At 68.6% G+C, this 25,222-nt stretch carries 24 protein-coding genes; 9 read left to right on the top strand and 15 right to left on the bottom strand.

Translation table 11 applies throughout. The annotated features are described in order from the left end of the window. Window positions 1-55: 55 nt before the first annotated feature. The 6 genes from SK854_RS29790 to SK854_RS29815 form a co-directional block, all read right to left on the bottom strand. The gene (locus tag SK854_RS29790) at window positions 56-1,270 is read right to left on the bottom strand and encodes a ketosynthase chain-length factor (RefSeq protein ID WP_319978429.1); all 1,215 of its coding nucleotides are present in this window, start codon (window positions 1,268-1,270) and stop codon (window positions 56-58) included. Further along, window positions 1,267-2,535 (bottom strand): beta-ketoacyl-[acyl-carrier-protein] synthase family protein, encoded by a 1,269-nt coding sequence (locus SK854_RS29795; protein WP_319978430.1) that lies wholly within the window; start codon window positions 2,533-2,535, stop codon window positions 1,267-1,269. The genes SK854_RS29790 and SK854_RS29795 overlap by 4 nt, the downstream gene beginning before the upstream one ends. Then, window positions 2,532-3,245, bottom strand: a complete 714-nt coding sequence (locus tag SK854_RS29800) for a beta/alpha barrel domain-containing protein (protein ID WP_319978431.1) — start codon at window positions 3,243-3,245, stop codon at window positions 2,532-2,534. The genes SK854_RS29795 and SK854_RS29800 overlap by 4 nt, the downstream gene beginning before the upstream one ends. 197 nt (window positions 3,246-3,442) lie before the next feature. After that, window positions 3,443-4,378 carry an aromatase/cyclase gene (locus SK854_RS29805; RefSeq protein ID WP_093600029.1) on the bottom strand — a complete coding sequence of 312 codons (936 nt, stop codon included), beginning with the start codon at window positions 4,376-4,378 and terminating at the stop codon, window positions 3,443-3,445. 29 nt (window positions 4,379-4,407) lie between these two features. Further along, the gene (locus tag SK854_RS29810) at window positions 4,408-4,659 is read right to left on the bottom strand and encodes an acyl carrier protein (RefSeq protein ID WP_093600032.1); all 252 of its coding nucleotides are present in this window, start codon (window positions 4,657-4,659) and stop codon (window positions 4,408-4,410) included. A gap of 159 nt (window positions 4,660-4,818) precedes the next feature. Continuing rightward, on the bottom strand, window positions 4,819-5,628 hold the full coding sequence (locus SK854_RS29815) for an AfsR/SARP family transcriptional regulator (RefSeq protein WP_319978432.1): 810 nt from the start codon (window positions 5,626-5,628) through the stop codon (window positions 4,819-4,821). Window positions 5,629-5,838: 210 nt separating this feature from the next. Here SK854_RS29815 and SK854_RS29820 point away from each other — a divergent pair, with 210 nt between their 5' ends. From SK854_RS29820 to SK854_RS29840, 5 genes are all read left to right on the top strand, one after another. Next, window positions 5,839-6,033: a hypothetical protein gene (locus SK854_RS29820; protein ID WP_319978433.1), complete on the top strand. Its 195-nt coding sequence runs from the start codon at window positions 5,839-5,841 to the stop codon at window positions 6,031-6,033. After that, window positions 6,030-8,291: a TOMM precursor leader peptide-binding protein gene (locus tag SK854_RS29825; RefSeq protein ID WP_319978434.1), complete on the top strand. Its 2,262-nt coding sequence runs from the start codon at window positions 6,030-6,032 to the stop codon at window positions 8,289-8,291. Before SK854_RS29820 ends, SK854_RS29825 begins: the two co-directional genes overlap by 4 nt. Window positions 8,292-8,299: 8 nt before the next feature. Then, window positions 8,300-8,971, top strand: a complete 672-nt coding sequence (locus tag SK854_RS29830) for a hypothetical protein (RefSeq protein WP_319978435.1) — start codon at window positions 8,300-8,302, stop codon at window positions 8,969-8,971. 99 nt (window positions 8,972-9,070) lie between these two features. Continuing rightward, on the top strand, window positions 9,071-11,332 hold the full coding sequence (locus tag SK854_RS29835; protein WP_319978436.1) for a sensor histidine kinase: 2,262 nt from the start codon (window positions 9,071-9,073) through the stop codon (window positions 11,330-11,332). 89 nt (window positions 11,333-11,421) lie between these two features. Further along, complete coding sequence (locus tag SK854_RS29840; protein WP_319978437.1) at window positions 11,422-13,659, top strand: sensor histidine kinase; 2,238 nt, start codon at window positions 11,422-11,424, stop codon at window positions 13,657-13,659. Here the strand turns inward: SK854_RS29840 and SK854_RS29845 are convergent. Together SK854_RS29845 and SK854_RS29850 are read right to left on the bottom strand one after the other, a co-directional pair. Beyond that, window positions 13,643-14,650 (bottom strand): ketoacyl-ACP synthase III family protein, encoded by a 1,008-nt coding sequence (locus tag SK854_RS29845; protein ID WP_319978438.1) that lies wholly within the window; start codon window positions 14,648-14,650, stop codon window positions 13,643-13,645. The two genes, SK854_RS29840 and SK854_RS29845, sit on opposite strands and share 17 nt — an antisense overlap. Window positions 14,651-14,655: 5 nt before the next feature. After that, complete coding sequence (locus tag SK854_RS29850) at window positions 14,656-15,243, bottom strand: flavodoxin family protein (protein ID WP_319978439.1); 588 nt, start codon at window positions 15,241-15,243, stop codon at window positions 14,656-14,658. A gap of 108 nt (window positions 15,244-15,351) precedes the next feature. Between SK854_RS29850 and SK854_RS29855 the strand changes: the two genes are divergently transcribed. Continuing rightward, window positions 15,352-15,957 (top strand): response regulator transcription factor, encoded by a 606-nt coding sequence (locus SK854_RS29855; protein WP_319978440.1) that lies wholly within the window; start codon window positions 15,352-15,354, stop codon window positions 15,955-15,957. Window positions 15,958-15,988: 31 nt separating this feature from the next. On the opposite strand, the gene SK854_RS29860 is transcribed toward SK854_RS29855, so the two are convergent. The 3 genes from SK854_RS29860 to SK854_RS29870 are packed head-to-tail and all read right to left on the bottom strand — an operon-like array spanning window position 15,989 to window position 18,322. Next, complete coding sequence (locus tag SK854_RS29860; RefSeq protein ID WP_319978441.1) at window positions 15,989-17,206, bottom strand: NAD(P)/FAD-dependent oxidoreductase; 1,218 nt, start codon at window positions 17,204-17,206, stop codon at window positions 15,989-15,991. Window position 17,207: 1 nt separating this feature from the next. Beyond that, complete coding sequence (locus SK854_RS29865) at window positions 17,208-17,987, bottom strand: SDR family NAD(P)-dependent oxidoreductase (RefSeq protein WP_319978442.1); 780 nt, start codon at window positions 17,985-17,987, stop codon at window positions 17,208-17,210. An 11-nt stretch (window positions 17,988-17,998) separates the two neighbouring features. After that, window positions 17,999-18,322 carry a 2Fe-2S iron-sulfur cluster-binding protein gene (locus SK854_RS29870; protein ID WP_093600065.1) on the bottom strand — a complete coding sequence of 108 codons (324 nt, stop codon included), beginning with the start codon at window positions 18,320-18,322 and terminating at the stop codon, window positions 17,999-18,001. Window positions 18,323-18,474: 152 nt separating this feature from the next. Between SK854_RS29870 and SK854_RS29875 the strand changes: the two genes are divergently transcribed. Both SK854_RS29875 and SK854_RS29880 read left to right on the top strand, forming a co-directional pair. Further along, window positions 18,475-18,915 (top strand): DinB family protein, encoded by a 441-nt coding sequence (locus tag SK854_RS29875; protein ID WP_319978443.1) that lies wholly within the window; start codon window positions 18,475-18,477, stop codon window positions 18,913-18,915. Window positions 18,916-18,993: 78 nt separating this feature from the next. Next, complete coding sequence (locus SK854_RS29880; RefSeq protein WP_319978444.1) at window positions 18,994-20,412, top strand: alpha/beta fold hydrolase; 1,419 nt, start codon at window positions 18,994-18,996, stop codon at window positions 20,410-20,412. 53 nt (window positions 20,413-20,465) lie between these two features. Here SK854_RS29880 and SK854_RS29885 read toward each other — a convergent pair whose 3' ends face one another. Together SK854_RS29885 and SK854_RS29890 are read right to left on the bottom strand one after the other, a co-directional pair. After that, on the bottom strand, window positions 20,466-21,695 hold the full coding sequence (locus SK854_RS29885) for a cytochrome P450 (RefSeq protein ID WP_319978445.1): 1,230 nt from the start codon (window positions 21,693-21,695) through the stop codon (window positions 20,466-20,468). A gap of 30 nt (window positions 21,696-21,725) precedes the next feature. After that, window positions 21,726-22,484 (bottom strand): SDR family NAD(P)-dependent oxidoreductase, encoded by a 759-nt coding sequence (locus SK854_RS29890; RefSeq protein WP_319978446.1) that lies wholly within the window; start codon window positions 22,482-22,484, stop codon window positions 21,726-21,728. A gap of 99 nt (window positions 22,485-22,583) precedes the next feature. Here SK854_RS29890 and SK854_RS29895 point away from each other — a divergent pair, with 99 nt between their 5' ends. Further along, window positions 22,584-22,913 carry a hypothetical protein gene (locus tag SK854_RS29895; RefSeq protein ID WP_319978447.1) on the top strand — a complete coding sequence of 110 codons (330 nt, stop codon included), beginning with the start codon at window positions 22,584-22,586 and terminating at the stop codon, window positions 22,911-22,913. Between the two features lie 47 nt (window positions 22,914-22,960). On the opposite strand, the gene SK854_RS29900 is transcribed toward SK854_RS29895, so the two are convergent. Next, complete coding sequence (locus tag SK854_RS29900) at window positions 22,961-23,974, bottom strand: NADP-dependent oxidoreductase (RefSeq protein WP_319978448.1); 1,014 nt, start codon at window positions 23,972-23,974, stop codon at window positions 22,961-22,963. Between the two features lie 14 nt (window positions 23,975-23,988). Continuing rightward, a complete protein-coding gene (locus tag SK854_RS29905; RefSeq protein ID WP_319978449.1) occupies window positions 23,989-25,203 on the bottom strand; it encodes a cytochrome P450 in 1,215 nt (404 codons plus the stop codon). Window positions 25,204-25,222 lie beyond the last annotated feature (19 nt).

The following is a 25,222-nucleotide window of genomic DNA, read 5'->3' on the forward strand; positions in this document are numbered from 1 at the left end:
GAAACGGCTCAAGGCCGTGAAGGGGACACCTTCACGGCCTTGAGGCACCTGACCTCTACCTGTACTCGCGAACCACCATGGCGGAGTTGAAGCCGCCCTTGCCGCGCCCGAGCACCAGAGCGGCCTTGATCTTGCCGTGCCGCGCCTCGTTCATGACGAGGTCGATCTCGTACTCCGGCACCAGGTTCTCGACGTTGATGGTCGGCGGGATCGCGCTCCAGTAGATGGAGAGGATCGCCGACGCCACGTCGAGCGAGCCACCACCGGCGAACAGACGCCCGGTCATGGTCTTCGGCGCCGTCACCGGCACACCGAACGGCCCGAAGATGCCCTTGATCGCCTCGGCCTCGGCCTTGTCGAGCTCGGGAATGCCCGCCGCGTCGGCGAACACCACGTCGATCTCCGAGGCGTCCATGCCGGCGTCGCGCAGCGCCAGCTCGGCCGCCCGCTTCAGACCCGGCTCCCGCGACGGCATCTTCGAGTCGAACGTCGAGGCGTACCCGACGATCTCGCCGTAGATGCGTGTCCCTGGACGGCCGGCCGCCGACTCCGGCGTCTCGACCACCATGATCGCGCCGCCCTCGCCCGCGACGTACCCGGAGGCGTCGCGGTCGAACGGCAGGTAGGCGCGCTTCGGGTTGTTGTTGCGGGACAGGCAACCCGAGGCCTGGTGGGCAACCCACGCCCACGGGCACAGCGAGGAGTCCATGCCGCCGGTGAGGGCGAGCTGGACACCCTTGCGCAGCTGGCGCCGGGCGTGACCGATGGAGTCGATGCCACCGGCCTGCTCGGACACCACCACCGCGCCGGGACCGCGCGTGCCGTGCCGGATGGAGATCTGGCCCGTGTTGACCGCGTAGAACCACGCGAACGACTGGTACGCCGAGACGTACTCCGGACCCTGGTGCCACAGCTTCTGCAGTTCGCGCTGACCGAACTCGTACCCGCCGGCCGTCGCCGCGGTGATGACCGCGATGTCGGTGTCGGGGATGTCGTTCGGCTGCACACCCGCACCACGCAACGCCCAGTCCGTGCCGACCAGTGTCAGCCGCGTCATGTGGTCCGTCTGCGGCAGCAGGCGACCCTGCAGGTGCCGCCCTGCCTCGAAGCCAGGCACCTCACCGGCGATCTTCGCCCAGTAGTTCGCGCTGTCGAACCGGGTGATCGGCCTGATCGCCGCCTCCCCGTGCAGGGTCGCCCGCCAGTACGCGGTCGGCCCCAAACCGTTCGGAGACGCGATGCCGATTCCCGTCACCACTGCCCGAGTCACCGGCCTGCCCCTTCCACCTTTTTGAGCACCATGGCGCTCTGGAATCCACCGAAACCACTGCCCACGGTCAGGAGGGTGTCGACCTTCTTCTCGCGCGCCACCAGTGGCGTGTAGTCGAGGTCGCACTCGGGGTCCTGCTCGTGGAGGTTCGCCGTCGGCGGGATGAGGTCCTGCTCGAACGCCAGCAGCGAGCCGACGATCTCCAGGGAACCGATCGCGCCCAGCGAGTGCCCGATCATGGACTTGAACCCAGATACAGGCGTCTTGTACGCGTGCGCACCCAACGAACGCTTGAAAGCGGCCGTCTCGTGCAGGTCGTTCTGCTTGGTGCCCGACCCGTGCGCGTTGATGTAGCCGACGTCCGTGGCATCCGCACGCGCCTGCTTCAGCGCGATGTTGATGGCGTCGGACATCTCGATGCCCTCGGGGTGCAGGCCCGTCATGTGGTAGGCGTTGCACCGCGAGGCGAAGCCGGCGACCTCACCGTAGATGTGCGCACCGCGAGCGCGGGCGTGCTCCAGCTCCTCGAGCACGATGATCGCGCAACCCTCGCCCAGCACCAGGCCGTCACGGGTCTTGTCGAACGGCCGGCACGCCGTTGTGGGGTCGTCGTTGCGGGTGCTCGACGCACGGATCACGTCGAAGCAGACCACGGTGATCGGGGAGAGCGGAGCCTCGGTGCCGCCGGTGACGACGACGTCCGCGGAGCCCTCCAGGATCAGGTCGGCGGCGTAACCCACCGAGTCGAGACCCGAGGTGCAGCCCGTGGAGACCACGGAGACCGGACCCTCGGCGCCCACTGTCCACGCCAGCTCCGTCGCCATCGAGGACGGCGTGAAGTAGTCGTAGAGGTGCGGGACGGCGTAGGACTGGTCGACCTCCCAGTACTTGCCCCGGTCGGAGCCGACGATGAACTCGCGCTCCAGCGAGGTCGTGCAGCCGACGGCGGTGCCGAGCGAGACACCGATGCGGCCGGGGTCGAGCTGGTCGAACTCGATGCCGGAGTCGGACATCGCCTCACGACCCGCGACGACCGCGAACTGCGCGGCCCGGTCGAGACGGCGGATCTCCTGCGGCGTCAAGCCTTCGCGCACTGGATCGAAATCTGCTTCCCCCGCCATGCGGGAGCGGTACGGAGACGCGTCGAAGTGCGTGATGTTGCGAGTCGCCGTACGCCCTTCGGACAGCAGTTGCCAATACGCCTTCGTTCCGATGCCACCAGGTGCGACCACGCCCACCCCGGTGATGACGGCGCGACGACTCATCGGACACCTCCAATCGCCTTCTGTGCGGACACGGTCTGCTCCAATCTCGGACAGGGCACGGGAGCGATACCTTTTTCTGCCGAATGAACCAATGGTGGAACGCCCCGATCGAGGCCACCTCGAACGACGGCGTAGGACCCCTGTACGAGTCCGGCCCCCGCGTCGGCCGCGAACAGCTGTTTCGCTGCCGAGCCGCCGTCGTCGTCACATCCGAAACCAAGGGGCACACCGGTTTCCGCGACCGCCGCGACGATCTCGCCGATCTGGTCCGGCCACAGTTTGCCCGCTGTGTCGTGCAGCAACACGGTTTCCGCCCCAGCCTCCGCGGCGGTCAGCACGACCTCCAAAGCGTGTTCGGGGTCGATCAGCCAGCCGTCGAAGAAGTCCCGCGCCTCGACGATCACTCGTCGTTCTGCGCGCACGAGTTGACGCACGGCCTCTCGAACCACCGAAAAGCCGTGCCCTTGGACAACTATCGCCACCGCGGGGGTTTCCGCGGCGATGAGTGCGGCGAAATCCTCCGCACCGCCTGACGCGATGAGGGTGGCGGCCCGCAACCGGAGTTCGACGGCCGCCCGGTGGTAGAACGACCGGGCGGGCCTGCCTCCGTCGACGAACGTGACTCCGAGCGCGTCGAGGCGCCGCGCCGCGACCAGTCTGTCCGAAATGGACAGGCCGGTGCGGCGCAGCGAGATGTCGTAGAGCTTCATCAGAACCCCGACAGCAGTACTCGGGAAGCCTCGATCTCGTAGGCACAGGGCGCCACGTCCGAAGAGGGACAACCCTTGCGCTCGTGCTCGACCGCGGCCTTCTCCAGGTACATGGAGACCACGTAAAGTCCGTTGCGGCTTGCAGCGCGTGCTGCGGCAGTCAGTAACTCCGCGCCACCCAACCCCATCGCGTCACCTCACCCGTTCTCGGCGAATTCCTTGGCGTGCCGGAGCGTCGTGAGGCTGTTGGTGCCCAGCGCGTGACGGATGAGCTCGCGAGCGCGCTCGATCGTCCCGTCGGCTCCCAGCACCTCGGGGATGACCTCGGGCCGGATGACGACGGTGTGGTGCGACGTCGCCTCGATGCCGGCCTCGATGCCGTCGCCGATGTCCCTGAACGTCCACCGGCCGACGTGCGCCGCCATGATCGGCGGTGTGTGCGTCTGCTTGTAGACGATGCCGTCGTACGGGGTGCAGACCCGCACCGAGTGCGTGGTGTGGATCGACCCGTCCGGGCTGCGCGTGTCCATCTCCATGGACTGCACACCGGTGACGGCTTCCTTGAGGTCCAGCTTCGCCACGTGCGGCAGACGCTCCGGCCACAGGTCCGACCGGTACAGGAACTCGTAGACGTCCTTGCGGCTCGCGTGGATCGTGATGCTGTCCGAGAACGACAACACCAGCTTGTCGTAGTCGTCGCCGTACTCGGCCGCCCGCTTGAGGGCGGCGAGCTCGGCGTCGCTGTTGTTGTTGACGGCGTTCAGGATGAGGTCGACCGCCTCTGGCTGCGCCGCGGTGAAGTGGTGGAGCAGATCGACCCGCGTCGCCGAATCGGCGATCGGGACGATCCGCCACTCCCCACCCATCGTCTTCACCGGTGCCGCCGAACGCTCCTGCTCGAACTTGATGTGCAGGTTCGCCGGGTCGAGCTCGCGCCGGGACGTCCACGTGCGCACGTCACCGTTGGCGAACGCGTGCAACCGCAACCGCTCCGTCGAGCCATCCCGTTCGAACACCTCGGCCTGGACCGTGGGTCCGAAGATGTACGGCCAGGTCGTCACGTCCGCGACCAGGTCGTACACCACCTTGGCGGGAGCCCCGATCATGACCGTGTGCGTGGTGGTGTGCGTCATGTCCGTCTCCGTATCCCGAGTCGCCGGCGTCAGGCCGCGATCTGTCCGTTGACCTTGTCCAGCAACTGACGCGGCGTCTCGATGTACGCCAGCTCGTCGTCGGCGATGGCGGCACCGTGCTTGCGCTTGATCAGCGCGACCGTCTCCAGCAGGGCGAGGGAGTCGAAGCCCAGCTCGAGGAACGGGATGTCGAGAATGTCCTGGCCCGGCTTGAACGAGTCGTCGTCGCCCGCGGCCTCGTTGAGGATCTCTTTGAGTCCCTCGATGGTCAGTGCGCTCACGGCTAGCTTCCTTTCCTCCAGCGGGCGGTTTCCGCGCGCCCACGACTGAGGTTGTCACCGCACGCCTGTAAGCCAGTGGAGAGATTCTCGAAGAAACCGTTGCACGACAAGCAAAAACGGCCCGCGCCACAGTGTGGCGCGGGCCGCTGGAGCTTTGATCTAAGCCAGGAGTCGTTGCAGCTGACGGGTTTCGGCGCTGTCGAGGCGCGGGTCGGACGTCAGGATCGCGTGCTGCAGCGTCTGCAGGCGCGACGACGGTTCGACGCCGAGCTCCTCGATCAGGGTGTTGCGCAGGCCCTTGAACGCGTCGAGCGCCTGCCACTGCCGGCCCGCGCGGAACAGCGAGATCATGTACTGCGCGCACAGGTTCTCGTTCATCGGGTTCTGCACGGTCAGCACCGAGAGCTCGGACAGCAGCGCCTTGTGCTTGCCCATCCGCAGCTCGGCGTCGATGCGCGCTTCGAGCACGCCAAGCCTGGCCTCTTCGAGGCGCACGATCTCGATGCCGAGCGGCATGCCCGGCCGCACGTCCACGACGGCGGCGCCGCGCCACATCTCGAGCGCCTGGCGCAGCAGCCGGGAGGCCGAGACGTAGTCCTCGACGTCGTAGGCCTGCTGGCCGGCGCGGGAGAGACGTTCGAACTCGTGCACGTCGACGGCCTCCGGCGGCACGTCGAGCAGGTAGCCGCCGTAGCGCGTGACCAGCACTTCCTTCGCCGCGCCCTCACCGGAGGTCGTCAGCGCGTCGCCGATCAGCTTGCGCAGCTGCAGGATGTAGGTCTGCAGGGTGGTGCGGGCGCTGCGCGGCGGACGGTCGCCCCACAGTTCCTCGATCAGCGTGGGAACGGACACGACCTGCCCGGAGTGCAACGCGAGCAGCGCCAGGATCTGCCGTGGCTTGGCCGCGGTTGGCGTCACCGAGCGACCGTTCACCTTGGCCTCAACGGGCCCCAGGACCTTGATCTGCATCGCGACCCCTCCTTCGGTTCCGAGCACGGGATTAGTCTGCTCGGCCCAACGGCGGGGCGTTAGTGCACAGGCCATCGATGTCAGGTGAGTTCTGCCCGTGCCGGGTATGAAAACTTCATACGAAGGCGCATTAGCCGGTAACTACCGATCCATTAGCGCTGGTCCGCATCATTACCCACAACAAATCACACGCAAACATCGGAGATGAACATGTACCCCACCGTCACCGTGGAGCACTTGTCTTCCGTCCCCACCGCCACAGACGACTCCGACGACATGAAGATCTACCAGTTCGACCGTGAGGCCTCGATGGACTACTACGTCTTCACCTACGGGAGCTGCAGCGGGACCAACTGCGTCATCGGCAGCCGCTACGTCTCGTACGACGAGGTCCTCGCGGCATGAGACCCGAACTGGCCGAACCCGGCGAACAGAGAATTGGGTTCAAACGCCACCTCCGACCACAGATCGTGCACGGTGAGGCCGTCTACCTCATCGGGGAGTCCGGGGTCACCGCGATCCAGGGCACCCACGTGGAGGCGCTGGCACCGTTGCTCGACGGCACCAGGGACATCACCGCGGTGCTGCGGGACCTTCCCGCCGGTCTGTCCGCCGACATGGTGGAACGAATGCTCACGAGGCTCGCCGCGGCGGGCCTGATCGGCAGGCGGTGCGCGGAGGACGGTTCGGCCACGACAGAGGCCTCGCTCGCGTACTGGGACGCGGCGGGCCTCGACCCCGCGGACGCGGTGGCGGCGACAACGACGTCGCTCGTCTCCGTCGTCGCGGTCGGCGACGTCGATCGCGAAGGGCTTGTGGAGGCTTTGCGCCACAACGGACTGACAGTCACCTCGGGGAGTGGTGACCTCACGGTCGTGATGTGTGCGGACTACCTGGCTTCCGAACTCCGCGACGTCGACGCCGCGCACCGCGCGGCCGGCACGCCCTGGCTGCTGGTCAAGCCGGTCGGCGCGCAGGTGAGCGTGGGCCCCTTCTTCACCCCCGGCGACGGCCCCTGCTGGCGCTGCCTCGCGACCCGCCTGTCCGCCAACCGCAAGGCGGAGGCGCACGTCCGGGCGCGGTGCGGGCAACGTGGCCCTGCGCCGCGCCCCGCCATCGGGCTGCCGTCGCTGCGGGCGTCGGCACTGGAGATCGCGTCGGTAGAGGCGGCCAAGTGGCTCGCGGGGATCCGCCACGAGACACAGCGGTCGATCTGGAACTACGACAGCCTGACCATGAAGGTCACGCAGCACGAGGTACGGCACCGTCCGCAGTGCTCCGGCTGCGGAGACCCCGAAGTTGTCGCGCGCAGGACGTTCGAGCCGGTCGAACTCGCCAGTCGCGTGAAGACCTCCTGCGACGGCGGCGGCCACCGGTCGTCGTCGCCGCAGGAGGTGCTCGACACCTACCGGCACCTGATCGGCCCGGTCACCGGGATCGTCCGGGAGATCCACCGCAACGAACGCGGACCCGCGTTCTTCAACTCCTTCCAGTCCGGGGCGAACATCGCGGCCACGGGCGAAGGGCTCGAAGGCTTGCGCTCCGCGTTGCGGGCGGACAGCGGAGGCAAGGGCGTGACCGCGCTCGACGCCGAGGTCGGCGCGTTGTGCGAGGCCGTGGAACGACGCAGCGGCAAGTTCTTCGGCGAGGAGGCGCGCGTGAGCGGCAGTTACACCTCGCTCGGCGACGTCGCGATCCACCCGGACTCCGTGCAGCTCTACCACCCGCGCCAGTTCGAGAACCGCGACGGGTGGAACGCGGACCACTCGGCCTTCCAGCAGATCACCACGCCGTTCGACGACGACGAGGTGATGGACTGGACCCCGCTCTGGTCGCTGACCGAACGGCGGCACCGGTTCCTGCCCACCGGCATGCTCTACTTCGGCGCCCCCTGTCCGCCGAGTGTCACCTCCAACTCCAACGGCTGCGCCGCTGGCAGCAGCGTGGAGGACGCGGTGTTGCAAGGGCTTCTGGAACTCGTCGAACGCGACGCGGTCGCCATCTGGTGGTACAACCGCACTCCGGCGCCGGGCATGAACCTGGACGCCTTCCACGACCCGTGGATCGACGAGCTCCGCGCGGTGCACGCCAGTCTCGGCCGCGAGGTGTGGCTGCTCGACGTCACCTCCGACCTGGGCGTGCCCGCGATGGTCGCGGTGTCCCGCCGCACCGGCGGGCCGCGCGAGGACATCATGTTCGGCTGCGGGGCGCACCTGGACCCCAGGATCGCCGCCCGCCGGGCGCTCACCGAGCTGAACCAGTGCATGCCGATGGTCTGCGAGCCGATGGACATGTCCCTGTTCGACGTCGACATGCGGCGGTGGTTCGAGACCGCACGGCTCGCCGAGCACACCTGGCTGGCTCCGGACCCGGACGAGCCGCCGCGCGGTCCGTTCCACCACGGTTACACACATCGGCGTGATCTCGCCGACGACATCCGCGCGATCCAGGGCACTCTGGAAGCCAAGGGAATGGAGTTGCTGGTGCTCGACCAGACTCGGCCCGACGTCGGGCTTCCGGTCGTCCGGGTGGTGGTACCGGGACTGCGCCACTTCTGGTCGAGGTTCGCTCAAGGGCGCCTCTACGACGTGCCTGTACAACTGGGTCGGCTGGCAGAACCCCGCCGGTACGAAGAGCTCAACCCGATCCCGTTGTTCATGTGATGAACGGGATGACCATCGCCCAGAGCGGAGGCGCCGTGGTGCCCACGCAGTCGCACGTTCCGGCAGGCAGGCCGCTGTGGTCGTTGCTGGAGGACGCCTTCGTGGACGAGGGCGCCGAGCATCTGACCGTGCACGGCAGATGGGGTGCGATCGAGATCGCCGACACCAGCCCGCTCGTGCGCGAGGCGCTGCACCGGATGAGTCTCGGCCCCGTGGCGTTGGAGAACATCTCGGCACTGCACGAGAACTTCGTGCGGTGGAAGTCCGGTTCCGGGCCGTGCCTCATCTGGCGCAAGCTCAAGAACACGCTCGACGAGCTGGGCGGGTGCCTCGTGCCGTCGCTCGGGCTGAACGACGGCGCGGGCCCCATCCTCTCGCTGGTGGCGGTGGCTCGCGACGCGGTGTTCGCGTTGCCTCGCATCGGGAACGACGACGTCGTCACCATGCGGCCGGGCACCGGGATCGAGCGACTGAACGGCGACCAGGCACTGACGTGTCCCGGCCGCTCCTACCAGGTGATCCTGCACAGCGCGCCCGCGACGGAGATCGCGAAGTCGTTGCTGCACAACGAGAGCACGATCGACCAGCTCGCCGAGGCGCTGCAGGTGGAGAAGACCCTGGTCGCCGACGTGGTGGCCTACCTCGCGGGAGCCGATCTAGTCGTTGCGCAGAGGTGTTGAGCCACCGTCATGTTGCTCCGATCGAGGATCGCAAAAAGCGAGATTTCCCAGGAAGCGCCCGTATCATGGCCGCGTCCCGAACCTCGCGTGGGAGCTGCTGTGACGCAACGACAGGAACGCTCGTCGGTGTCCCGTCGTTTGGCGTACGTCGTCATCAGCGTGGTGTTCGCCAACTACCTGCTCGACTGCTTCCTCGACGTGGTGAAGGTCAGCGCGACGCCCGCCAGGATCGTGGGTTCGCTCGCCTGTCTGCTCGCGATCGCGTACCTGCAGCTGCGGGTGTTCAGCAGGCCCGGCGCGGACCTGCGTTCCGGCAGGGCCTACCTGGCGCTGGGCGCGATGGCGGCGCTGGTGTACGGCCCGTTGCTGTTCTTCCCGGTCGAGTGGACCGGGATGCACGGCTTCCTCGCCGGCAGCGTGCTGCTCGTGTTGCCGGGCCGGATCCGCTGGCTCGTGTACGGCGCGGTGGCGCTGAGCAACGGGCTGATCCAGGCGTGGAGCGTCCAGGACCTCTCCACCCAGGTCTACTACGTCATCTCGTCGCTGGTGGCGGGACTGGTCGTGTACGGCCTGTCCCGGCTGCCGTCGCAGGTCAAGCAGCTGGAGACCGTCCGCTCCGAGCTCGCCTCGCTGGCGGTGTCGCAGGAGCGGCTGCGGTTCGCCCGTGACCTGCACGACCTGCTCGGGTTCAGCCTGTCGGCCATCACGCTGAAGGTCGAGCTGGCGCGCAAGCTGATCGGCGCGCACACCGAACGCGCGTTGCGGGAGCTGGCCGAGATCCTCGGGATCGCGCGCGAGGCCCTGGCCGACGTTCGTGCGGTGGCCTCGAGCTACCGCGAACTGTCGCTGAACGACGAGATCGACTCGGCCCGGTCCGTGCTGACCGCGGCCGGCGTCGCGGTGACCATCGAGACGGACCACCAGGAACTCTCACCGCGGTCGAGGACCGTGCTCGCGACCGTGCTGCGCGAGGGCGTCACGAACCTCCTGCGGCACAGCGAGGCCACCAGCTGCACCATCACCATCTCGGGCACCGGCCATCGCGCGTCGATCGACATCGTCAACGACGGCGCTCCCACCGAGGTCGACGCCGAGCGCGGCAGCGGCCTCACCAACCTCGCCACGCGCACCACGGCCATCGGCGGCTCGCTGCTCGCCCAGACCTCGGCGGAGGGCACCTACCGCCTGCACGCCGAGGTACCGGTCGAGCCGTCGATCGAGGAACCCGCGGCCGGTCCACGGCCCGCCGGCCAGCCGATGGCGACGCGCTTCGCCAAGATGCTGTTCACGGTGCTGGTGGTCGGCTACGGGCTGATGTCGCTGTCGCAGGTGGCGTTCGACTACCCCCGCATCGGGCTGCCGGGGATGGCGGTCGCGGTGCTCGCGACCGTGATCGAGCTGGGCCTGGTTCTGGGCCTGGTCGGCCGCCCGCACGTCCGCCTGAACACGGCGAACACCCTCGCGGTGCTCGCCGTGATGGCCGGCTGTGTGTACCTGCCGGTGTGGTTCTACGAGAACCCGCTCATCGCCGTGCCCGGATTCCTCGCAGGGACCGCGGCGCTGCTGCTGCCCCGCCCGTTCGGCTGGCTGGCGTTCCTCGCGATCGGCACCGGGCAGTACTTCGTCTGGACCGCAACCGGATTCACCGGCTCCTGGGTCGTCTACGGCCTCATCGCCGTGACGAACCACGGACTCGTGCTGTACGCGCTGACCCGGCTGCGGTCGATGGTGACCGAACTGCACGAGGCACGGGAGGAGCTCGCGACGGCGGCGGTTGCCCAGGAACGGCTGCGGTTCGCGCGCGACCTGCACGACCTGCTCGGGTACAGCCTCTCGGCGATCACGTTGAAGAGCGAGCTCACCCACCGGCTGGCCGTCGTCGATCCGGACCGGGCCCGCCAGGAACTCACCGAGGTGCTGGAGATCTCCCGGCAAGCCCTCGCCGACGTCCGATCAGTGGCCCTGAGCTACCGCGAACTGTCGTTCGACGAGGAGACCCAGTCGGCGCAGGCGTTGCTGTCCGCGGCCGACATCGAAGTCACCGTGCGGATTGACGCCTGCGACAAGCTGCCCAAGGAAGTGACGGTGACACTCGCGACCGTGTTGCGAGAGGGAGTCACGAACCTTCTGCGGCACAGCAAGGCCGAACACTGCGAGATCGTGCTCGCCAGCTCGCGGCACCTCGTCACCATGGACATCATCAACGACGGGATCCCCGCGGTCGAGCGGAAGTCCCGTGACGGCAGCGGGATCGGCAACCTCACCACCCGCGTCCGCGCGCTCGGCGGCGACCTGCACGCCGGCCTCACGTCCGAGCACACCTACCGGCTCCGCGCCGAGATCCCGTTGCCGCTCAACTGAGTCACTCGGCGACCGAGTGAGTGCGATCATGGCCGCGTCCCGACCCGTGCGTGGGAGCCGCTGTGACGCCAGGACAGGAACATTCGTCGGTGTCCCGGCGGTTGGCGTACGTCGTCATCAGCGTGGTCTTCGCCAACTACCTCGGCAACGCGTTCCTCCACGTGCTGGACGCCGGTGCGACCCCGGCGCGGATCGCGGGCTCGCTCGCCTGCCTGCTCGCCATCGGACACCTGCAACTGCGGGTGTTCTCCCGGCCGGGCACGAACTTGAGATCCCGTGGCGCGTACCTGGCGCTGGGCCTGATGGCGCTGCTGGTGTTCGTGCCGGTGCCGTTGTTCCCCAACGCGTGGGGCGGCATGCCCGGGTTCCTCGCGGGCAGCGCCCTGCTGGTGCTGCCCGGCCGCGTCCGGTGGTTCGCGTTCGCCGCCGTGGCGCTGGCCAACCCCGCGACCAAGGCCGGGTACGGCGTCCCCACCGGCGTGCTGGCCTACTACGTGGCGTCCTCGCTGACCGCGGGCCTGGTCGTCTACGGCCTGTCCCGGCTGCCCTCGCTGGTGGCGCGGCTGGAGACGGCGCGCTCCGAACTCGCCGGCCTGGCGGTGGCGCAGGCGAGGCTGGGGTTCGCCCGTGACCTGCAGGACCTGGTCGGTTTCAGCCTCGCGACGATCACGCTGAAAGCCGATGCCGCCCGCGGGTTGATCGGAGAGCACACCAGCCGGGCGACGCGTGAGGTCGCGCGGATCATCGGCATCTCCCGCGAGGCCCTGACGGGCGTGCGCGCGGTCGCGTCGAGCTACCGCGAGCTGTCGTTGAACGACGAGATCGACTCGGCGCGGTCCGTGCTGACGGCGGCGGGCGTCGTCACGACGGTCGAGACCGGCCACCCCGAGCTGTCGCCGCCGGCGAGGACCGCGCTCGCGACGGTGCTGCGCGAAGCCGTCGCGAACCTCCTGCGGCACGGAGAGGCGACCCGCTGCTCGATCACGATCGGCAGTGCCGGCCGAACGGTGTCGATCGACGTCGTCCACGACGGTGTGCCGGCGGGCGCCGGCCAGAGCGACGGTCTCACCACCCTCGCCACCCGCATCGCCGCCGCCGGCGGATCGCTGCTCGCCCAGGCCGGTCCGGACGGCACCTACCGGGTGCGCGCCGAGGTGCCCGCCTCCCCCGCGCCGGCCGAGCCGGTGAGGAGGCCGCGGTTCTCCGGTCCGCCGATCGCGACGCGGTTCGCGGGGGCGCTGCTCACGGCGGTGGTGATCGGATACGGCGTCATGGCGCCGCTGCTGGCGTCCTACGACCTGGCGACCGGCCTGACCAAGCTCGCGGTCTGCGCGGCGAGCAGCGCTGGCATCGTCGCGCTGGTGCTGGGCGTCGTGAGCCGGCCGCGCGTCCGGCTCCGTCCGCTGGCCGGTCGCGCGGCGCTCGGTGGGATCGCCGTGCTCGTGCTCGTCCCCCAGTTCGTGTTCCACGACCCGTTCGTGGGCGGGGTCCCCGGTTTCCTCGCGGGCGCCGCGGCGCTGGTCCTGCCGCGGCGGCAGGGCTGGGCCGTGTTCGCCGTGGTCGTCGCCGGCCAGGGCGTCGTCCACGCCGTGCTCGGCTCCGCCCCCACCGACGTGGTGTGGGGCCTGATGGCGACGACGAACCACGGGCTCGCGTTGTACGCGCTGACCCGGCTGCGGTCGATGGTGACGGAGCTGCAGGAGGCGCGGGAGGAGCTCGCGACGGCGGCGGTGACGGAGGAGCGCCTGCGGTTCGCGCGCGACCTGCACGACCTGCTCGGCTACAGCCTCTCCGCGATCACCTTGAAGAGCGAGCTCACGCACCGGCTGGCCGTCGTCGATCCGGAGCGGGCCCGCCAGGAGCTCACCGAGGTGCTGGAGATCTCCCGGCAAGCTCTCGCCGACGTCCGATCAGTGGCGCTGAGCTATCGCGAACTGTCGTTCGACGAGGAATCCCGGTCTGCGCAGGCTCTGCTGTCCGCCGCCGACATCGAGGTCACCGTGCGGATCGACGCTTGTGACCACCTGCCAGGAGAAGTGAGGGTGACCCTCGCGACCGTGCTGCGCGAGGGCGTCACGAACCTCTTGCGGCACAGCAAAGCCGAACACTGCGAGATCGTGCTCGCCAGCTCACCGCATCTCGTCACCATGGACATCATCAACGACGGAATCCCCGCCACCGAAAGGAGAACAGGCCACGGCAGCGGGATCGGCAACCTCACCACCCGCGTCCGCGCACTCGGCGGCGACCTGCACGCCGGCCTCACGTCCGAGCACGCCTACCGGCTCCGCGCCGAGATCCCGTTGCCGCTCAGAGCATCTCGATGACCGCGCAACCCCAGCTGTAGCCGGCGCCCACGCCGAACATCACGATCCGCTGGCCCGACGTCGCCTTGCCCGTCTGCACGAGGTGGTCGAAGCTCGCGAACTGGTCGCCGGCGCCGAGGTGCCCGACCGTGCGGCTCCACGACCACGTGGTGCGCTCCGGGTCGATGTCGTACGGGCGCAGGTAGTTCACGTCCAGCCGGCGGCGGCCGAAGTGCGGCAGGATGATCCAGTCCGCGTCACCGATCTTCATGTCGGCGTCGGACAGCGCCTGCTCGACGGCGAGCGCCTGGCCCGCGTTGGCCTTGTTGATGCCGTAGGACAGCCCGAACTCACGGCTGAACGTGTGCTTGGCCTCCTCGAAGTCCACCGGGATGCGGTGCGAGAACGGCGCGAGGCCGAACGGCACGTCGCCGCGGTGCAGCGGTTCGAGGTCGGAATCAGCGTTGATGGCCAATGAAAGCAGCTTCGCGTAACCGCCACGAGTGGACAGCACGAGAGCCGACGCACCGTCACCGTAGGGCGTTCCGGGGTCGGTCTTCCAGCGGTCGATTCCCGGCAGGCAGAAGCGATCTGAGGACGTCAGGAGGGCGTCCCTGCCGGGACGGGCGATCAGGTAGGACACCGCGAGGTCCATCGCGGCCAGGCCGCCGTTGGACATCTGCCGGATCTCCAGCGCCAGGCAGGAGTTCCTGACCGTCTCGCGCTGGATGTAGGAACCGACCGGCCACAGGTCCTGGCCCTGGTGGTAGGTGGTGGCGTGCAGGATCAGGTCGACGTCGTCGGGCTGCGATCCCGCCCGTGCCAACGCGACCCGTGCCGCCTCGACCGCCATCTCGGCCGCGGACTCGTGCGGGGACACGGACACGGACTCGACGTCCGTGCGCGAGACGAGTTTCGGCTCGCAGTCCCCCGACGCGATCGCGTCCGCGACGTTCAGCGTCGAGGGCAGGCGCACGCCGCTGCCATTGACGAAAACATCCTTCACTCGCACCGCGGTCAGACCTCCTTCAGAGCACGTGCGACGCGCACGACGCGTTCGGCCTGGATCTGGGCCGCCTGCAACGCGATCTCGTCGACCGGCAGGTTGTCCGCGCCCAGGACGTGAGAGGTGCCGTAGGGGTTCAGGTTCCCTCCCGGCGGCACGATGATCCCGCCGAAGTGGCAGACCATGTTGTAGATCGACACGAGCGTGGTCTCCATGCCCCCGTGCAGGCTGCCGCCCGAGGTGAACGCGCTGTACACCTTGTCGGCCAGCAGACCGCTGAACCAGGCGGGTCCCAGCGTGTCGATGAACTGCTTGAGCTGCGCGGACACGTTGCCGAAGCGGGTCGGCGTGCCGAAGACGACGGCGTCGGCCCACAACACGTCGTCGACCGACGCGACGGGAACGTCCGCGGTCTCCTCCAGGTGCGCCGCCCAGGCGGGCCTGGACCGCCACGCGGCCTCGGGCGCCAGCTCCGCAGCCCGTACCAGCCGCACCTCGGCGCCGTGCTTCTCGGCCGTCTCGGAGATCTCCGAGGCGATCCGGTGAATCGTTCCCGTCGAGGAGTAGTACACGACTGTCACGTTGACGCTGCGTTCCATGACGCATCCCTTCGCGAGGCAGCTCGGTTCACCCTTGCCGGGCCGCCTTGATGTGGCGTGGAGCGCGACATGAACGTTGGGAGATATGGTGTCGCGCGGAGGGGCGCGATGATCAGGGTTCTGCTCGCGGAGGACATGCACATGGTGCGCGGTGCTCTCATCGCGCTGCTCAACCTCGAACCGGACATCGAGGTCGTGGCCGAGGTGAGCTCCGGCGACAAGATCGTGCCGGCCGCGCGCCAGCACGCTCCCGACGTCTGTGTGATCGACATCGACCTGCCGATCCTCGACGGGCTGAGTGCCGCGTCGACGATCCGCGAGACGATGCCGCAGGTCAGGACGTTGATGCTGACGTCGCTGGGCCGTCCGGGGACGTTGCGCAGGGCGTTGGCGGCCCGCGTGGACGGTTTTCTGCTCAAAGACGCGCCGCCGACGGAGCTCGCCGATGCGATCCGCCGCGTCGCCGCCGGGGAACGGGTCGTGGACAGCCAGCTGGCCCTGGCCGCGTGGGACCGCGGCGAGTGCCCGCTGACCGACCGCGAGCTGGAGGTCCTCCGGCTGGCGGCGAACGGCGCCGACGCGCCTGACATCGCTGTCGCGCTGTCCCTTTCGGTCGGCACGGTCCGCAACTACATGACGACGATCATGACCAAGCTCAACGGCCGCAACCGGGTGGACGCCATCCGCATCGCCGAGGAAGCCGGCTGGTTGTAGCCCGGCTTCCCTCTCCGCGGACGGCATCTCCTCAGGCTGCTTTCTGCTGGCTGGCGCGCAGGTCGAAGCCGGGCCTGGCGACGATCTCCGGGGTGAGCGCGTTGCCGCCCTCCAGGATCCGGCGCCCCATCAGGAAGTCGATCGGCCGGTTGTAGGCCTCGATTCCAATCAACCTGTCATCTTTGAAGCAGAACACCGAGAACCTGCCCTCGGCCGGGTCGCCGACGGTGACCGTGCGGTCGTGGCCGTTGGTGAGGCCCGCGGTCTGCAGCTTCACGTCGTACTGGTCGCTCCAGAACCACGGCAGGGCGGTGTAGGGCTCCGCGCTGCCCATGATGGCCGCCGCGACCGTGGTGCCCTGGTCGGTGGCGTTCTGCACCGACTCCAGGCGGATCAGGCCGCCGGCGTGCGTGCTGGCGAACCGGGCGCAGTCGCCGAGCGCGTGGATGCGCGGGTCGACGGTGCGCAGGTGGGAGTCGACGAGGATGCCGTTGTCGACCGCGAGCCCCGCGCGCTGGGCGATCTCGGTGTTCGGGATGACGCCGATGCCCGCGACCACGAGGTCCGCGACGAGCACCGTGCCGTCCGTGAGCTCGACCAGGCCTTCCCTGACCGCGGCGACGCCCGTTCCGGTGAGGATCTGGACGCCTTCGCTGCGGTGGCGGTTGACGAGGTGCTGGGCCGTCTCCGCGGACACCGCCCGTTGCATCACCTGGCCCTGCGCCTCGACGACGGTCACCTCGTGGCGCAGTTTCCTGACCACGGCGGCGAATTCGAGGCCGATGAACCCTCCGCCGATGACGACGACGTCGAGCCCGATCTGGCCTTCGAGCCGCTGCCTGATCGCGTCCGCGTCGGCGACCGTGCGCAGGTTCAGCACGTGCTCGGCGCCCGGGATGGGCAACGGCCGTGGCCGCGCGCCCGTCGCGAACACCAGGTGGTCGTAGCTGATCGTGCGAGCACAACCCAGCACCGCGACCCGCGCCTGGCGGTCGACCCCGATCACCCGCTCGTTCGTCACGAGCTTGATGCCGTGGTCGTCGTAGTACGAGCCCTGTCTCAGGACCAGCCCGGCGAGGTCGGTCTCCCCCGCCAGGTAGGCCTTCGTGAGCGGGGGCCGCTGGTACGGCGCGGCCTGCTCGTCACCGATGAGCGTGATGGGGCCGCGGTGTCCCTGCTCGCGCAGGGACACCGCGACCTGGCAGCCCGCCTGCCCGGCCCCGACGACGACTACCGACTCGCCGCGCATGTCAGTAGTTGCCCAGCCCGCCGCAGACGTTGAGCGCCTGCGCGGTGATCGAGGACGCGGTGTCCGTGGTCAGGTACGTCACGAGACCGGCGACCTCTTCCGGCGTGCTGTACCGACCCAGCGGGATCTTGGCGTTGAACTTCTCGAGGACCTCTTCCTCGGAGACACCCCAGTGGTTCGCGTAACCCTGGCGAACCCGGCTGGCCATCGGCGTCTCGACGTAGCCGGGGCACACCGCGTTGACGGTGATGCCGGACTTCGCGAGCTCGATGCCGACGGCCTTGCTGAACCCGACGACGCCGTGCTTGGACGCCGAGTACGGCGCGGCGAACACGACGCCCTGCTTGCCTCCGGTGGAGGCGATGTTGATGATCCGGCCCCAGGACTGCTCGACCATCTTGCCGGTCGACAGCACTTCCTTGGTGAACCGGAAGACACCGTTGAGGTTGGTGTTGATGACGTCGAGCCAGAGGTCCTCGTCCAACTCGGCGGTGATGCCGCCGCCACCGCGACCCGCGTTGTTCACGAGGATCTCGATGGGACCGAAGACCTCGACGGCCTTCTGCACCGCGGTGCGGATGTCCTCTGTGGACGTCACGTCGGAGGCGGCGCCGTCGGCCTCGATGCCTTCTTCACGCAGCTGCTTCACCGTGGTCTGGACGTTCTCGGCGTTGCGGGCCACGACGAAGACCGCGTGCCCCTCCCTGCCGAGACTGCGGGCGACCTCGAGACCGATTCCGCTGGTGGCGCCCGTGACCAGGGCGACCCGTCGCTTGCTCATGCTTCTCTCCCTCAGAGTTGCTTCTCAGGCATGTGCACGACGAGCCCGTCCTGCTCCTCGGTCACGGGGATCTGGCAGCTCAGCCGGCTGTTCTCCTTGCGCTCGCAGGCGGTGAAGTAGAGAAGCTCGTCCTCCACCTGGTGCATCTGCGACAGCGGCTTGGTGTTCTCCGGGTCGACGTACACGTGGCACGTGCCGCACGACGCCCCACCACCGCACTGGGCGACGATTCCCTTGATGCCGTTGAGAACCGCGCCGCGCATCACGGAGTCGTTCTGGGCAACGTCGACAACGGTCTCGATGCCGTCGTGCGAAACGTAAGTGATCTTTGGCATGGCAGTTCTCCCACGGATCTGCGGCTCGCCGGACGTGGTTCACCTTGAACGTCATCGCTTTGCACGTGGTGGAGACCACCTTGAGCGTTCATGGGCTTGCCAGAACGGCAAGTTCGCGTGCGTTCCATCGCGCGACGACCGAGGATCGAGCCATGCCCAGGAGACGTGACCAGCCGCCGCCCAGGACCGGCGGAAGCGAGACCGAGGTCCTGCGCGGGTTCCTCGACTACCTGCGCTCCTGCGTGTCCGCGAAGGTGGAAGGCGCACCGGAGCCCCACGTCCGCACTGCGGCGGTGCCGTCCGGCACGAACCTGCTGGGGCTGCTCACCCACCTCACGTTCGTGGAGCGGGCGACGTTCCTCGGTGAACGCGTCCGGGACTGGAAGGCCACGTTCCAGGCCTCGCCGCAGGACAGCGTCGCGGACGTCGTGGCCCGCTACCGGGACACGGTCGAGAAGGTGAACGAGGTGCTCGACGGCAGCGTGGTCGCGAGCATGCGCTGGAAGCTCGTCCACATGATCGAGGAGACCGGCCGGCACGCCGGTCACGCGGACGTCCTCCGCGAACTGACCGACGGAACCACCGGGCGCTGAGGCCCGTGTTCCAGGGCCGTTCGAGCAGGTCTTGCGACGCTGCGGTGTCGGCGTACACCCACCCGCGGAGGTTCCACCGTGCCCCTCAAGGAGTTCTACGACCAGCAGGTGAACTGGTCACCGCCGTTCGAGGACGGCCTTGAACGCGCGACGGTCGTCGTGCCACGCGACTATTCCGACCCGGACGGTCCGAAGCTCACCATCGCCCTCGCCCGTCTCAGGGCGACGAACCCGGCCCAGCGCCGCGGCGTTCTGCTGGCCGTCAACGGCGGACCCGGTGGCGACGGCGGCGACGGCCTCGGGCTGATCAAGCGCCTCGGCAAGCGGGTCCGGACCGCCTACGACCTCATCGGGTTCGACCCGCGCGGGTACGGCGAGTCCACGAAGCTCTACGCCGAGGTCACGATTCCCAAGGCGCCCTTCGACTCCCGGCCGCCGGACTCGCTCTTCGAGCAACTGGCCGAGGACATGCGGCTGCGCGAGCTGGGATGCGAGAAGGGCGGCGGCGAGCTGCGCCCGCACATCACGACCCGCAACACAGCCCGTGACATGGACCTGATCCGGGTCGTGCTGGGCGAGGAGAAGATCTCGTTCGTCGGGTACGCGTACGGCACGTACGTCGGCGCCGTCTACGGCACAATGTTCCCGGAGAACCTCGACCGCACGGTCCTCGACTCGTGCATCAATCCACAGTGGACCTGGCGCGAGCAGTTCGTCACACAGGCGGAGGCGGTCTACCGCAACGTCGCGCTGTGGGCGGACTGGACTGCAGAGCGCGACGGGCACTTCCACCTCGGCGACACGCGGGAAGCCGTCATCGCGGAGATCGAGGCCGTCGTCGAGAAACTGGAGGAGGGCGACCAGATCCAGCTCCGCACGCTGTTCGACGGCGCGGTGGGCACGAGGTCCACGGACCGCGGGCAGTGGGACTCGCTGGGCTACCTCATCGGCGACCTGCGCACCACGTTGCAGGACAGCAACTTCGAGAAGGCGCGGGCGTTGATCGTCGGGCAGGCCACCTGGCGGCCGCAGGACTCCGAGGGCGACCTGCGGGTCGGCGTGCTGGAGGCCATCACGCTGGAGACCTACTGGCCGCAGGACCTGGAGGTCTACTACAACGACGTCCGCAAGCACCGCGCCGAGCACCCGTACGGGTACGGCGTGCTGCGCGCCCAGCCGTGGGTCGGCGCGTTCCGGACGTTCGAGAGCCTGGAGCCGCCGACGAAACTGGCGCAGCCGGGCTACCCCAAGGGTCTCGTGGTGCAGGCCGACGGCGACCCGATGGACCGCGTCGAGGGCGGCATCGAGCTGGCCGCGCTGCTGGACCACCCGCTCGTCCTCATCGAGGACTCCGGCGACCACGAGGTGTACGGGTTGGCGGGCAACGAGGTTCTCGACTCGCTGGTCGACGACTACCTCGTCGACGGCGTGCTGCCCGCGAGCAAGCACACCAGGATTCCCGGGCACGTGCGGCGACCGGACATCCCGAAGGACTGACGGCACAACGCAAAGGGCCCCGCACCGAAGTGCGGGGCCCTTTCTCGTGGAGGTCAGTCCTCCGCGGGGATGTCCCACGTGACCGGCAGCTCCCAGAGGCCGTAGATCACGGCGCCTTCCTTGCGCGGGATCTCCAGGAACGGCTTGGCCAGCCGCAGCGAGGGGATCCGCTGGAACAGCGTCGACCACACCAGCTGCATCTCCAGGCGCGCCAGGTCGGCACCGATGCAGTGGTGCAGGCCGTGCCCGAACCCGAGGTGCTTGCGGGTGCCGCGCTCCAGGATCAGCTTCTCCGGCTCCGGGAAGATCTCCGGGTCGCGGTTGCCGTTGAGGCCCAGGCACAGGATGCCGTCGCCGGCCTTGATGGTCTTGCCGCCGATCTCGATGTCCTCCAGCGCGACGCGCGGGATGGCGGTGTCACCGATGGTCGCGAGGCGCACGAGCTCCTCGACGGCCGGCTCGATCATGCCCTCGGGGTCGTCCAGCAGCAGCTTGAGCTGGTCGGGGTTCTCCAGCAGCGCGGCGGTGCCCAGCGACAGCATCGAGGCGGTGGTCTCGTGGCCGCCGTTCATCAGCAGGCGGATCATGTTGAACAGGTCGCGGCGCGTGTACTCCTCGCCGGACGCGGCGTACTCCGCCATCGCCCGGGACAGCAGGTCCTCGCCGGGCTCCTTCTCCTTCAACGTGATCAGCTTGTCGACGTAGGCGTTCACCTCGACGATCGCGGCCTGGCGCTGTTCGGGCGTCGAGTGGCCGCCGAGCAGACAGGTGCCGTGCTCGATGAAGAAGTCGTGCTCGTCCTGCGGGATGCCGAGCAGCTCGCAGATGACCGTCATCGGCACGGCGAGCGAGAACTCGCGGTGGAAGTCGATCGGCGGCGTCATCGTGAGGATCTTGTCGATGTACTCGTCGACGATCTCCTGGATGCGCGGGCGCAGCCGCTTCACCTGGCGGTTGGTGAACGTCACGGCCGCCTTGCGCCGGGTCTTGGTGTGCTCCGGGTTGTCGTAGCCGATGAACGACGTCTCGGTGCGGAACTCCGGCGGCGCGATGAAGTAGAACGGGAAGTTGTCGTGCTTGCGCGACGCGCTGATCCGCGGGTCCGTCAGGAGCTGCTTGATCGTGTGGTAGCCGCTGATCGTCCAGATCCGCAGACCGGACCCGGTCAGCGTCACCTCGACGACGTCCTCCTCGGCCATCTGCGTGTACTGCGCGGGCGGCGTGAACGGGCACGTGCGCTTGTACGGGAACGTGTCCACACCCGGCTCGGCGGTGCTGGTCATCTGGGTCTTCCTCCTAGTCGAAAGGTTGGCTCACGCCAGATCAGCGCCGCCATCGAGCGTGATGACTTGACCGGTGACCCACGAGCTCGCGGGCTCGGCGAAGCGGGTGATCCACGGAACGACGTCGTCGACCTCGCCGGTGCGCCCCAGAGGCGTCTGCGAGGCCTGGAAGCCGAAGTAGCCCTCGACCTCCTCGGGGCTCAAACCGTTGGCCGAGTAGACCTCCGTGCGCACCGCGGCGGGCGCGACCGCGTTGACGCGGATGCCCTGCGGGGCCAGTTCGAGGGCCCAGCTGCGCACCAGGCTGTCCACGGCGGCCTTGCTGGCGCCGTACACGCCACCGCCCGGCACCGCGATGTGCCCGGCGTTGCTGGAAACGAACACGATGCTGCCGCCAGGCGAAGTCAGCTGCGGCAACAGCTTGGCGGTCAGCACCAGCGGGCCGACCAGGTTGGTGTCCAGCACGTCCCGCGCGGTGGCGAGGTCGAACCCCGCGACCGGCGTGAAGCGGAAGATGCCGGCGTTGTGGACGAGCACGTCCACCTTGCCGCCGCCCATTTTCACGGCGTCGGCGACCTTCTGCGCGCCTTCGTCCGTCGTCACGTCCGCGACGACGGCGGTGATCGCGGGGTGCAGGGCGACGACCTCGGTGAGCCGGTTCTCCCGGCGGCCGGTGATGATCACGTTCGCGGCGCCGAGGTCGGCGAACGCCAGCGCCGCCGCGCGGCCGATGCCGGTTCCCCCACCCGTCACGACGACCTGCTGTCCGGCAAATGGTGCGTCCGACATGACGCCTCCAGCTTCTTTCCACTCGGTAGGGCAGTCGACGTCAACCCTGCTCGGTGACCCTTGAGTCCAGGTCTAGCTGGGGCGGAAACCCTGGGGAGCATGGGAACTCTTGCGGTGGGCAGGTGGCGCGCCCGAGTCGGCAGACCCGGTGGCCACACGGAGAGCGAGTTCGAGTTCGCGCGCGACGGCACAGCGATGCTGGTCGTGGGCGGAAAGGGAGCCGGGACGTGGACCCAGACGGGGCCTGACACGTTCAGCTACCGGATCAACGAGGAGTTGACCGAGGCACCAGGGACGATCGAGATCGCCCAGGACGCCGTGCTGCGCGGCGACGAGTTCGTCAGCAACGGCAACGCGGTGGTGCGCCTCGCGAACGGCACCACGGCAAGGGAAGCCGCGATCCAGATCACGGCGCAAAGGCTGGGCTAGCACCTCGAAGGGGGCGCCAGCAGGCGCCCCCTTCTCACCAACGCGCGTCAGGAGATCTTGACCGTCACGTTGCCGGTGTACTTGCCCGCCAACAGCGACAGCAACGCCTGCGGCGCGGTCTTGACCCCGCCCTCGTCGACGATGGTGTGCGGGAAGACGAACTTGCCCTCCTGCAGCCACTGTCCGAAGTGGACGACCCAGTCCTGGATCTGCTCCGGCAGGTGGTAGCAGGCGAACGGGCGGATCTCCAGGTGCTTGGTGATCGCCGTCATCAGGTCGATGCGCGGGTGCTCGGCCTTTCCGTCGTTCTGGTTGGCCAGCGCGCCGCACAGCGCGAACCGGGCGTGCGGACGTGCCGCCTGGAGCGCGGCCTCGAACTGCTCGCCGCCGACGTTGTCGAAGAACACGCTGATGCCGTCCGGCGCCAGCTCGCGCAGCCGGTCGCTCACCGGGCCGTCCTTGTAGTTGAACGCGGCGTCGAAGCCGAGCTCGTTCACCAGCCAGTCGACCTTCTCCTGGCTGCCGGCCGAACCGATCACCTTGGCGCCACGGGCCTTCGCGATCTGCCCGGCCAGCGACCCGACACCACCGGCGGCACCGGTGACGAACACGACGTCGCCCTCGCCTGCCTGCGCGATGGTCGCCATGCCGTAGTAGGCCGTCGGTCCCTGCGACAGGAAGTACACCGGCGAAGGCACGTAGTGCGGGTTCTGCTTGATGAACTGCTGCGCGGGCCCGACCCAGTACTCCTGCCACGGGCCGAACGACTGCACCAGGTCGCCGACCTCCAGGTCGGGGCTGTTCGACTTCACGACGGTGCCGACACCACCGCCACCCGCGGGGTCGCCGACCTTCCACGGCGGCACGCCGGGAATCTGGCAGTCGGACCTCATGAACTCCTTGAAGGCGGCGGCCACCGACACGTAGTCGACGCGCACCAACACCTCACCGTCACCGGGCTCGGGGACGGCCACCTCGACGACGTCGAAGTGCTCGAGGGTCAGGTCGTCCTCGACGTGCTTGGCGAGCCTGACCTCCCACTGCTTCTCGGGGATGCTCATGGCTCTCCTTCTCTCTATCCCCAGGTGACGGGGAGGCTGACGAGTGAGTGGTTGATTTCGCCCTGGTGCCACGCCAGGTCCTCGTACGGCACCGCGAGACGGAGGTCCGGGAAACGGCGGGTCAGACCTTCGATGGCGATCGCCATCTCCATGCGCCCCAGCTGCTTGCCGAGGCAGTAGTGCACGCCGTGCCCGAACGCGATGTGCGGGTTCGAGGCGCGGTCGATGTCGAGCTGCTGAGGATTGTCGAAGACGTCCTCGTCGCGGTTCGCCGACGACAGCACGAAGAACACCGCGTCGCCCTTGGCGATCTTCTGCCCGCCGAGCTCCAGGTCCTCCGCCGCGATGCGGTGGAAACCCGTGGTGTCGGTGGCGAAGAGGTTGACGTGCCGCAGCAGTTCCTCGACGGCCGCGGGGATCAGCGACGGGTCGGCGACGAGCCGCTGCCACGTGTCCGGGTGATCGTGCAGCAACGCCAGCACGGAGTTGGAGATCTGGTTCGCGGCGGTGTCGAAGCCGGCGCCGATGAGGGTGAACGCGAACGTCACCAGCTCCTGCTCGCTCAGCTTGTCGTCGTTGTCCCGCGCGGAGATCAGGTCGGACAGCATGTCCTGGCCGGGCTTCTCGCGCTTCTGCGCGATCAGGCCCATGACGTACCCGGCGAGCCTGCCGAACGCCCGCATCGGCGCCTCGGGGTCGTTCTCGTCGAACGTCGCGAACGCCCGCGCGTCCGTCTCGAAGATCTTCAGGTCCTCGGTCGGCACGCCGAGCAGGTCGCCGATGATCGTGAGCGGCAGCGGAACGCACAGCGCCTCGACGAGGTTGACCGGCGCGCCCTTGAGCTCGATGGCGTCGAGCAGCTCGTCGGCCACCTTCTGCACGCCCGCGCGCATCGCCTCGACCTTGCGGACCGTGAACGCGCCCATGACCAGCTTGCGCAGCCGCGAGTGCTCGGAGCCGTCCAGCGAGATGATCATCTCGGGGGTGGTGGTCATGGCACCGCCGACCTGGGGAGCACCCTCGACGCACGTCAACGCGCGGCTCAGCCTGGAGTCGGCGAGCCCGGCGCGGACGTCCTCGTACTTGGTGATCACCCAGGTCGGCGTGCCGGAGTTGGTCGGCACCTTGGCCACCGGGCACTCGGCGCGCAGCTTGTCGTACTTGGGGTCCGGGCCGCGGTAGGAGGAACCGCTGAACGGGAACTCCTCGTCCAGTTCAAGGGGCAGCACGGGACACCTCCGGGGTTTA

This window comes from Lentzea sokolovensis (assembly GCF_033949975.1).
GTDB classification, from domain to species: Bacteria; Actinomycetota; Actinomycetes; order Mycobacteriales; family Pseudonocardiaceae; genus Lentzea; species Lentzea sokolovensis.

Coding starts and splice junctions, on each gene's coding strand:
- SK854_RS29795 (WP_319978430.1), bottom strand. CDS start 2,535: ATGAGTCGTCGCGCCGTCATCACCGGGGTGGGCGTGGTCGCACCTGGT.
- SK854_RS29800 (WP_319978431.1), bottom strand. CDS start 3,245: ATGAAGCTCTACGACATCTCGCTGCGCCGCACCGGCCTGTCCATTTCG.
- SK854_RS29805 (WP_093600029.1), bottom strand. CDS start 4,378: ATGACGCACACCACCACGCACACGGTCATGATCGGGGCTCCCGCCAAG.
- SK854_RS29815 (WP_319978432.1), bottom strand. CDS start 5,628: ATGCAGATCAAGGTCCTGGGGCCCGTTGAGGCCAAGGTGAACGGTCGC.
- SK854_RS29820 (WP_319978433.1), top strand. CDS start 5,839: ATGTACCCCACCGTCACCGTGGAGCACTTGTCTTCCGTCCCCACCGCC.
- SK854_RS29825 (WP_319978434.1), top strand. CDS start 6,030: ATGAGACCCGAACTGGCCGAACCCGGCGAACAGAGAATTGGGTTCAAA.
- SK854_RS29830 (WP_319978435.1), top strand. CDS start 8,300: ATGACCATCGCCCAGAGCGGAGGCGCCGTGGTGCCCACGCAGTCGCAC.
- SK854_RS29850 (WP_319978439.1), bottom strand. CDS start 15,243: ATGGAACGCAGCGTCAACGTGACAGTCGTGTACTACTCCTCGACGGGA.
- SK854_RS29855 (WP_319978440.1), top strand. CDS start 15,352: ATGATCAGGGTTCTGCTCGCGGAGGACATGCACATGGTGCGCGGTGCT.
- SK854_RS29860 (WP_319978441.1), bottom strand. CDS start 17,206: ATGCGCGGCGAGTCGGTAGTCGTCGTCGGGGCCGGGCAGGCGGGCTGC.
- SK854_RS29865 (WP_319978442.1), bottom strand. CDS start 17,987: ATGAGCAAGCGACGGGTCGCCCTGGTCACGGGCGCCACCAGCGGAATC.
- SK854_RS29870 (WP_093600065.1), bottom strand. CDS start 18,322: ATGCCAAAGATCACTTACGTTTCGCACGACGGCATCGAGACCGTTGTC.
- SK854_RS29875 (WP_319978443.1), top strand. CDS start 18,475: ATGCCCAGGAGACGTGACCAGCCGCCGCCCAGGACCGGCGGAAGCGAG.
- SK854_RS29885 (WP_319978445.1), bottom strand. CDS start 21,695: ATGACCAGCACCGCCGAGCCGGGTGTGGACACGTTCCCGTACAAGCGC.
- SK854_RS29890 (WP_319978446.1), bottom strand. CDS start 22,484: ATGTCGGACGCACCATTTGCCGGACAGCAGGTCGTCGTGACGGGTGGG.
- SK854_RS29895 (WP_319978447.1), top strand. CDS start 22,584: ATGGGAACTCTTGCGGTGGGCAGGTGGCGCGCCCGAGTCGGCAGACCC.
- SK854_RS29900 (WP_319978448.1), bottom strand. CDS start 23,974: ATGAGCATCCCCGAGAAGCAGTGGGAGGTCAGGCTCGCCAAGCACGTC.